The sequence below is a fragment of the Luteococcus sp. genome, assembly GCF_043424415.1.
In the GTDB taxonomy this organism is placed as follows: Bacteria; Actinomycetota; Actinomycetes; order Propionibacteriales; family Propionibacteriaceae; genus Luteococcus.
The window spans coordinates 1-8793 of the sequence record NZ_JBHWOO010000168.1; the positions used below are offsets into that span (position 1 = coordinate 1).

Genomic DNA, 8793 nt, shown 5'->3' on the forward strand with positions numbered 1-8793 from the left:
TTCTCGCGTCGCACCGCCAGCGGGCCGGGCATCACGGCGCGCAGGTCCTCGGAGGCCATCTTGCGCTGCGCCCACCAGTCCGGCGGGTCCGGCCGCCCCAGCCCGGTGAGCGGCTTGCCCTCGCCCGGCAGGTTGCTGAACTCGCCCCGCTCGGTGGCCTCGCGGATCTGGCGATCCACCCAGCTCTCGAAGACGATCGGCTCGTGGTCACGCATGGCTCCACGATAATTGTCGGAGCCGACCCCTAGGGTCGTCGGCATGAGGATCCTGCACACCTCCGACTGGCACCTGGGCCGTTCCTTCCATCAGGTGGGCCTGTTGCCCGCCCAGCAGCTGTTCATCGACCACCTCGTGGATCAGGTGGCCGAGCGTGAGGTCGACGCGGTGCTCGTGGCCGGCGACGTCTACGACCGCGCCCTGCCCGGGCCCCAGACCGTCGAGGTGCTCGACGATGCCCTGGCCCGGATCGTCGCGGCCGGCGCCCAAGTGGTGCTGACCAGCGGCAACCACGACTCGGCGGTGCGGCTCGGCTTCGGCAGCAGGCTGATGGAGGCCTCCGGGGTGCACCTGCGCACCGGCGTCGACGACATGCTGCGCCCCGTCGAGGTCGATGGTGCACGGATCTACGCCCTGCCCTACCTGGAACCGTCGGTGGCCGCTCCCCTGCTCGGCGAGGACGTGGCCGCCAGCCACCTGGGCGTGCTCGGTGAGGCCTTGCGGCGGGTGGCCGCCGATGCCGAGCGCTTCGACGGCCCCGTGGTGGTCAGCGCCCACGCCTTCGTCACCGGAGCCGTCGAGAGCGAGTCCGAACGAGACATCAGCGTCGGCGGCATCGGCGACGTGCCCGCGAGCCTGTTCGAGGGCTTCGACTACGCGGCGCTCGGCCACATCCATGGCAGGCAGGAGATCCGGCCACATGTGCGCTATTCCGGATCCCCGGTGGCGATGAGCTTTTCCGAGCAGGCACACACCAAGTCCAGCTGGCTGGTGGAGCTGCCCCCACAGCGGGGCGGTGCACTGCACGTCGAAGCGGTGGAGGCGCCGGTGCTGCGGCCGCTGGCGACGCTGCGCGGAGACCTGCTCGACCTGCTCGCCGATCCCGTCCACGAGCACGCCGAAGAGGCCTGGTGCCGCGTCATCCTCACCGACGACGCCCGGCCGCTGGATGCCATGAACCAGCTGCGGCAACGCTTCCCGTACACCGTCGTGCTGGAACACCAACCCGCCCACGTCTCCCCCACCGCCCAGCACAGCTACGCCAGCCGGGTGCGCACCGCCAGCGATGCCGAACTGGTCGACGGCTTCCTCACCCACGTGCGTCGCGGCCGCGGCCCGGACGAGCGGGAGCGGGCCGTCGTGGCCGAGGCGATCGAACAAAGCCGGATCGAGCGAGCGGAGGCCGTCCGATGAAGCTGCACCACCTGCGCGCCACCGCCTTCGGGCCTTTCGCCGGCACCGTCGAGATCGACTTCGACGCGCTCGGCAGGGCCGGGCTCTTCCTGATCAACGGCCCCACCGGGTCGGGCAAGACCAGCCTGCTCGACGCGGTCTGCTTCGCGCTCTACGGCAACCTGCCGGGGGTGCGAAGCAGCAAGTCGCTGCACTCCCAGCACGCCGCCCCCACCGCCAAGCCCGAGGTGGAGCTGGTCTTCAGCGTGGGGGCGCGGCGCTTCCGCGTGGTGCGCTCCCCCGAGTACCAGCGGCCCAAGCTGCGCGGCACCGGCACCACCAAACAGCAGCACACGGTGGTGCTCACCGAACTGGTCGACGGCGCCTGGCTCGACCGCGGATCGGGCCGCGCCGACGAGGTGGGTCGCGTGATCAGCGACGTGGTGGGCCTGGGCCTGGACCAGTTCAAGACCGTCGTGCTGCTCCCCCAGGGGGACTTCGCCCGCTTCCTGCGCGCCCGCACCGAGGACCGGGCCGAGATCCTGCAGCGGCTGTTCTCCACCGAACGCTTCGACCAACTCCTGCACTGGCTCGAGAACCGCCGCCGTGAGCTCGACAAGCAGGTGACCAGCGCACGCCAAGAACTGCGCGGCGAACTGCAGCGGCTGTGCGATGCCGCCGACCCGCTGCTGGCGCACGACGATCCCGCCCGGTTGCCGGAGCACTTCCTCGACGCAGAACAGGTTGGCAGGACCCCGAGCGAAGGACCGACACTGCCCGAGGCCCTCGCCCTTCTGCTGGCCGCCACCCAGCGTGAGCACGATGCGCGCGAAGAGGTCCACCGCAGTGCCACCCTGGCGCACCAGCAGGGGGTGGAGGCGGAGCGGGAGGCACTGGCGCTGCAGGGCCTGCATCGGCGGGCCGCGGCCGCCCGGGAGCGCCTGGACGAGCTGCAGGCCCAGTCGGGACAGGTCGCCCAGGACCGGGAAAGACTGGAGGCGGCCGGCAGGGCTGCGCTGGTGGTGCAGCTGGTGCAGCAGACCCGCCAGCGGACCGTCGCCCACGAACAGTCACACGCCGCCGTGGACGAGCAGCAGGCGGCCGTCGCGGCACTGTTGCCCGAGGACGGCACCAGGTGGGCGAAGGACACCGACGAACTGACCACACGGCTGGGGACGGCCCGAGACCAGGCCCTGCGCGCCATTGACCTGACCACACAGCTCACCTCCGCGCGAACCTCGGTGCGTGCCGCCGCCTGTGCCCTCGAGGAGGCCGAGGGGCGCAGGGACGCACGCCACCGGGAGCTCGCCGCAGCCACCGCCCGGCTGGACCAGGCCCAGCAGGAACTGGCCAGCGCCAACGCCGCCGTCGGTGACGAAGCCGCCGCCGAACGCCTGGTGGCCGACCTGCAAGAAGCGCGATCCCTGGTGGCGCGCTCGCAACAGCACGAGGCATCGGTCGAAGCAGCCGCCCAGGCCCATCGCGCGACGCTCCAGACGGAACAGGAAGTCACCGCCCGGGCCGCAGAGCTGGCACGACGCCGCTCCCAGACCCTGGCCGCCGAGCTGGCCCAGCAGCTGGCCGAGGACGAGCCGTGCCCGGTCTGCGGCTCCGCCGATCACCCCTCGCCCGCCGATGCCGGCGACCAGCACCTGGTCTCGCGCGAGGAACTGGAAGCCGCCGAACAGGAGCGTGCCGAGGCCGCCTCCCGCACCAGTGCCACGCTGGGCCGGGTGGAGGCGGCGCGGGCCACCGCCGTGGCGGCGCAGGAAGCGGTGGAGCACCGGATGGCTGTGCTGCGCGAGGCGCAGTCCGTGCCGGGGCTGGAGTCCACAGCCGACCTCGACCAGGCCCATGCCTCGGCCAGGGCGGCGCTGGAGCAGGCCCGACGCGCACGCCAGGCCGTCCAGGAGCGGGAGCGTGACCTGGCCCGCGCCCAGCAGGGCCACGAGTCGGCCCGGCTGGCGCAGCAGGAGGCGGAGCGCCAGCATGCCGAGGCAGCCACCCTGGCCCGTACCACCGCCGAGTCCGTCACCGACCTGGAAGAGCGGTCCTCCAGCGCTGTGGGCGACCTGCGGGAGCACCCGGTCGTGCTGCTCCCCGAGGATGATGCCGAGGGTGACCAGGCCTCACCGGACTGGCTCGGCCAGGTGCGCGACCGGCTCGACCGGGCACGCTCGGCCGTCGCCGCACTGGAGCGCAGCCGCCAGCAGCTCGCCTCCGCCGTGAAGGAACTCGACGAGGCCCGCTCGGCCGAGGCCATTGCACTGGCCGAGCAGAACTTCACCGATGCCGAGCAGGCCCTGGCCGCGGTGCTGGCACCGGCCGTGCGCCAGGACCTGCAGCAGCGGGTGGAGGCGCACCACACGGCGCTGGCCGAGTCACGCGCGGTGCTCGCCGACCCGGAGGTGGTCCAGGCCCAGGAACGGGCCCTGCCCGACCTGGAGGCGCTGGCGGTTGCCGTCGCCGAGGGACGCGAAGCTGCCCAGTCCGCCGCGCAGGAACTGGGCACGGCCCGCACCGCCCACCTCACCGCCGTGACGCGGTGCAAGACCGCGCTCGCCCTGCTGCAGGAGCTGGGACCGCAGCTGGAACGCGCCGCCGTGGTCAAGGAGGTGGCCGACACCGCCGCCGGCACTGGGGCGAACAATCACCTGCGGATGAGCCTTCCCACCTATGTGCTCGCCGCGCGGCTGGAGGAGGTGGTGGAACTGGCCAACCAGCGCCTGGTGGTGATGACCGGCGGACGCTACACCCTGCAGCACACCGACGCCCTGGCCGGACGCGGCGCCCGCAGCGGCCTGGGACTGGAGGTGGTCGACGCCTGGAGCGGACGACCCCGCGACACATCCACGCTCTCGGGCGGCGAGACCTTCATGGCCTCGCTCGCGCTGGCCCTGGGGCTCGGCGACGCAGTGCGTCACGAGGCCGGCGGCACCAGCCTGGAGACCCTGTTCGTCGACGAGGGCTTCGGCACCCTCGACGAGCAGGCGCTGGAACAGGTGATGGGCATCCTCGACGGGCTGCGCGAGGGCGGCCGTGCCGTCGGCATCATCAGCCACGTCGCCGAACTGCGCACCCGCATCCCCGACCAGGTGCGGCTCACCCGCACGCAGACGGGGTCGACGCTGGAACTGCTCACCAGCGCCGACCCCGCGATCTGAGGTCCCTCAGGCCTGTGCTCAGCGGGCCATCCGGGCCAGCAGCAGCGCCTCGGCCAGGCAGGCCTTGTCCAGGTCGTCCAGGTTCTGCGACTCGTCGATGCCGTGCGGGCGGCCATCAGGATCGGCGACGGCGGTCACCAGCACCTGCGCGTCGGGGAAGGCCTGCTGGAAGTCGGCGATCATCGGGATCGATCCGCCGCACCCCACCTGCACCGGGTCGGTGCCGTCCCAGGCATCGCGGAAGGCACCCTGGGCCAGTTCGGCGAGCTCCCCCTCGAAGGGCACCAGGCCCGGGTTGCCGGTCTCGCCGCGGGTGACGCTCACCTGCGCACCCCACGGGGCATGCGATTCCAGGTGCTTGACCAGCGCCTCCAGCGCATCGGTCGAGTCGTCACCGGGGGCCACGCGCACGCTCACCTTCGCGCGCGCCACCGGGGCCAGGGTGTTGGAGGCGTCGGCGACGCTGGTGCAGTCGATCGCCAGCACGGTGCACGACGGCTTGGTCCACAGGCGGCTGACGGCCGAGCCGTCGCCCAGCCAGTGCACCCCGTCGAGGATGCCCGACTCGCTGCGCAGGCGGTCCTCCGGGTAGTCCAGGTCGGGGGCCGGGTGGGTCTTGAGGCCCTCGATGGCCACATTGCCCTTCTCGTCGTGCAGCGTGGCCAGCAGTCGGCACATCGAGGTGAGCGCGTCGGGCACGACGCCGCCGAAACCACCCGAGTGCAGGGCGTGGTCGAGGGTGCGCAGCTCCACCACACAGTCGGCCACACCGCGCAGTGTGGTGGTGAAGGACGGCTGGCCGGCCTCCCAGTTGGTGGCATCACAGATGACGAAGACATCGCTGACCAGCTCGTCGTGGTAGGTCTCGATCAGCCGCGCCAGGCTCGGGGAGCCAATCTCCTCCTCACCCTCGATGAACAGCGTGACGCCCACCGGCGGCTTGCCGTCGAAGGCGCGCAGCGCACCCAGGTGGACGGCGATACCGCCCTTGTCGTCATTGGAGCCGCGGGCGTACAGCCGGCCGTCGCGCTCGGTGGGCTCGAAGGGCGGGCTCTGCCACAGCGACGGGTCGCCGGTGGGCTGCACGTCGTGGTGCGAGTACAGGCAGATGGTGGGCTGGCCCTCGGGGGCCGGGAAGTGAGCGATGACGGCGGGCTTGCCGCCCTCGGCGACCACCTTGACGTCGGGACAGCCGATCTCGCGGAGCTTCTCGGCGACGGCCTCGGCGCTGCGCTGGGTCTCGGCGTCCTTCTCGGGCATCGAGCTGATCGACTCGATGCGGATCAGGTCGAACCAGTCCTGGCGCATCTGGGGCAGGACGGACTCGACGGCGGAACGGAGGGCTGCTTCATCGACACTCATGTGCTGATGCTAGCGAGGCCCCCGGTCGACGGGAACCGGCCCCGGCGGCCGGGGAAGACGGCTGTGACTACGACCCGGGCTCGTGTCCAGGGATACCGTCCCCCAGGCCAGCAGCCACACGGAATCAGCTGCTGGCAGGAGTCGGCGGCCACGGCGCGGCGAGCTCCAGCTGGCGGGCCAGCCGCAGCAGCGTCTCGTCCTGTCCCAGCTGCCCGGTGAGCATCACCCCGATCGGCAGCTCCACCCCGTCGACCACCTCCCGGTGCAGCGGCAGGCTGATCGACGGCCGCCCGGTCAGGTTCGCGGTGCTGGTCCACGGCGTGAAACGGGTCTGGTCCCAGAAGTCGGTCTCGGGGTCGTCGTCATTGCGCAACTGCCCCACCAGCGCCGGCGGCTGCGCCAGCGTCGGGGAGAGCACCACATCGCATCCCTCCCAGGCGCCGGCCGTGTCGCGGGCCAGGGTCTGCGCTGCGGTGATCGCCCGGGCATGGCGCACACCGGTCACCTCGCGCCCCATCCCCCGCAGCCAGCGGGTCAACGGGCGCAGCCGGTGCTCGTCCTCCTCCGCAACCAGGGCCTGCAGCGCCATCACCGACCACAGGTCGATGAAGGCCTCCCACCGCTGGGGCGCATAGGGCGGCGGCGCGACTTCGACGTGGTGGCCAAGATCCTCCAGCAGCCGCGCCGCCCCCTCGGCCGCCCGCACACAGGCCGGATCCACCACGGTGCTGACATTCGACGGCTCCAGCAGCAGCCCCACCCGCAGCGGCTGGGGCGGCTGGTCCACCCGCGCCAGGTAGCCGTCACGCGGATCGGGCAACAAGTAGCCGTCGCCGGGCCAGTGGGCGCGCAGCACGTCCAGACCGGCTGCGGTGTCGCGCACCGTGCGGGTCAGCACCCCCTGCGTGGCCAGGGCGACGCCGTCAGTGCCATGGGGCCCCGGCGAGATGCGGCCCCGGGAAGGCTTCAACCCCACCAGCCCACAGACACTGGCGGGAATGCGGATCGAGCCGCCTCCGTCCGAACCGTGCGCGATCGGGACGATGCCCGCCGCCACCGCGGCCGCCGCCCCGCCCGAAGAACCACCGGCCGACCGTCGCAGGTCCCACGGGGTGCGCGCCGGCTCCTGGCCCTCCGGCTCGGTGTAGCAGGGAAGCCCGAACTCGGGGGTGGAGGTCTTGCCCACCATCACCGTGCCGGCGGCCCGCAGCAGCTGCGTCGTGCCGTCGTCGACGGGAGCCACGTGGCCGGCCATCGTCACCGACCCGGCCTCGAAGGGCAGGCCCTTGACCATGGAAAGGTCCTTCACCGGGCAGGGCACGCCACGCAGCACCTGACCCGCCGCGCGCGACGGGTCGGCGTCCAGCAACGCCGCCTCCCGCAGGGCGTGCTCGTGGGCCAGGTACACGAAGGCCCCTACCGACGGCCCCACCTGCTCGGCGCGCTCCAGCCCCGCGACGCAGGCCTCCACCGCCGTCAACTGCCCGTCGGCGACAGCGCCGGCCAGCTGCAGGGCCTCCAATTCGTGGATCTGGCTCATGGGGCAAGCCTAGGACTGGACATGGCCCGCGTGGTTGGATGGGGCGAGCACACCGCTTTGACGAAAGGCACGTGAATGTCTGTCCTCTCCGCTGTCGACATGGCACCGCGTGACCCCATCCTGGGGCTCACCGAGGCCTACCTGGCAGACCCCAACCCCAAGAAGGTGAACCTGGGCGTGGGCGTCTACCAGGACGAGAACGGCAAGCTGCCGGTCCTCGACTGCGTCCGCACCGTCGAGCAGCAGATCAGTGTCGATCCGCAGCCGCGCGGCTACCTGCCCATCGATGGCCTTCGCGCCTACACCACCGAGGTCGCCAAGCTGGTGCACGACAAGGATGCCGCCACCATTGCCGACGGCCGCCTGGTCACCGTCCAGACCCTCTCGGGCACCGGCGCCCTGCGCGTGGCCGGTGACTTCCTGCGCCCGCTGGGCAATGGCACCCTGCTGCTGAGCGATCCCAGCTGGGAGAACCACCAGGGCGTCTTCACCAGGGCCGGCTTCGAGGTGGGCACCTACCGCTACAAGGCCGCCGACCGTGACGGCATCGACTTCGACGGGATGCTCGCCGACCTGCGCGCCGCCCAGCCCGGCACCGTCGTCGTCGTGCACGCCTGCTGCCACAACCCCACCGGCTACGACCTGACCGACGAACAGTGGGACCAGGTCGTCCAGGTGATCACCGACGGCGAGCTCGTCCCCCTGGTCGACATGGCCTACCAGGGCTTCGCCGACGGACCCGAGCAGGACGTCAAGGCGATCAAGAAGTTCGTCGCCACCGGCCGGCCGGTGCTCAACACCGTCAGCTTCGCCAAGAACATGGGCCTCTACGGCGAGCGCGTCGGAGCCCTGCAGGTGACCTGCACCGACGCCGACGAGGCGGCCCGGGTGCTGAGCCAGCTCAAGGTGCTCATCCGCACCATGGTCTCCTCCTCCCCCACGCACGGCGCCACCGTCGTCGCGAAGATCCTGTCCGACGAGGCCCTGCGCGCCCAGTGGGTCGACGAGCTGGCCGCGATGCGTGACCGGATCAAGCAGATGCGTCGCCGTCTGGTCGACGGCTTGGCCGAGCACGGTGTGACCGCCGCCAACGGCAAGCGCGACATGGGCTTCATCGCCGAGCAGGTGGGCATGTTCAGCTACTCGGGACTGACCAAGGAGCAGATGGTCCAGTTGCGTGAGAAGTGGGGCGTCTACGGCACTGACAAGGGCCGCATCTGCATCGCCGCCCTGAACGACGCGAACATCGACTATGTCTGCGAGGCGATCGCTGGCGTCATCTGAGGCTGACACGAGAAGTGTGTGGCCCAGCCCCCGACATCGGGGGCTGGGCAGACA

The 8793-nt window shown here is 71.7% G+C and carries 6 protein-coding genes; 3 read left to right on the forward strand and 3 right to left on the reverse strand.

Annotated features, from left to right (window positions below):
• Positions 1-215, reverse strand: a 215-nt coding sequence (locus tag ACHFFZ_RS10080; protein ID WP_394276495.1) for a DUF1992 domain-containing protein, incomplete at its 3' end; no start/stop codon positions are given.
• Between the two features lie 43 nt (positions 216-258).
• Between ACHFFZ_RS10080 and ACHFFZ_RS10085 the strand changes: the two genes are divergently transcribed.
• Together ACHFFZ_RS10085 and ACHFFZ_RS10090 are read left to right on the forward strand one after the other, a co-directional pair.
• Positions 259-1410 (forward strand): exonuclease SbcCD subunit D, encoded by a 1152-nt coding sequence (locus ACHFFZ_RS10085; protein ID WP_394276496.1) that lies wholly within the window; start codon positions 259-261, stop codon positions 1408-1410.
• The gene (locus ACHFFZ_RS10090; RefSeq protein ID WP_394276497.1) at positions 1407-4553 is read left to right on the forward strand and encodes an AAA family ATPase; all 3147 of its coding nucleotides are present in this window, start codon (positions 1407-1409) and stop codon (positions 4551-4553) included. Before ACHFFZ_RS10085 ends, ACHFFZ_RS10090 begins: the two co-directional genes overlap by 4 nt.
• An 18-nt stretch (positions 4554-4571) precedes the next feature.
• On the opposite strand, the gene ACHFFZ_RS10095 is transcribed toward ACHFFZ_RS10090, so the two are convergent.
• The gene (locus tag ACHFFZ_RS10095; RefSeq protein ID WP_394276498.1) at positions 4572-5915 is read right to left on the reverse strand and encodes a dipeptidase; all 1344 of its coding nucleotides are present in this window, start codon (positions 5913-5915) and stop codon (positions 4572-4574) included.
• Between the two features lie 124 nt (positions 5916-6039).
• The gene (locus ACHFFZ_RS10100; protein WP_394276499.1) at positions 6040-7455 is read right to left on the reverse strand and encodes an amidase; all 1416 of its coding nucleotides are present in this window, start codon (positions 7453-7455) and stop codon (positions 6040-6042) included.
• 75 nt (positions 7456-7530) lie between these two features.
• On the opposite strand from ACHFFZ_RS10100, the gene ACHFFZ_RS10105 reads away from it, so the two are divergent.
• Entirely contained in the window at positions 7531-8739 is a 1209-nt protein-coding gene (locus ACHFFZ_RS10105; RefSeq protein WP_394276500.1) for an amino acid aminotransferase, read from the forward strand.
• Positions 8740-8793: the final 54 nt, after the last annotated feature.

Bases quoted from the DNA above. Each gene is read 5' to 3' on its own strand.
- ACHFFZ_RS10105 (WP_394276500.1), top strand. From the start codon at position 7,531: ATGTCTGTCCTCTCCGCTGTCGACATGGCACCGCGTGACCCCATCCTG.
- ACHFFZ_RS10095 (WP_394276498.1), bottom strand. From the start codon at position 5,915: ATGAGTGTCGATGAAGCAGCCCTCCGTTCCGCCGTCGAGTCCGTCCTG.
- ACHFFZ_RS10085 (WP_394276496.1), top strand. From the start codon at position 259: ATGAGGATCCTGCACACCTCCGACTGGCACCTGGGCCGTTCCTTCCAT.
- ACHFFZ_RS10090 (WP_394276497.1), top strand. From the start codon at position 1,407: ATGAAGCTGCACCACCTGCGCGCCACCGCCTTCGGGCCTTTCGCCGGC.
- ACHFFZ_RS10100 (WP_394276499.1), bottom strand. From the start codon at position 7,455: ATGAGCCAGATCCACGAATTGGAGGCCCTGCAGCTGGCCGGCGCTGTC.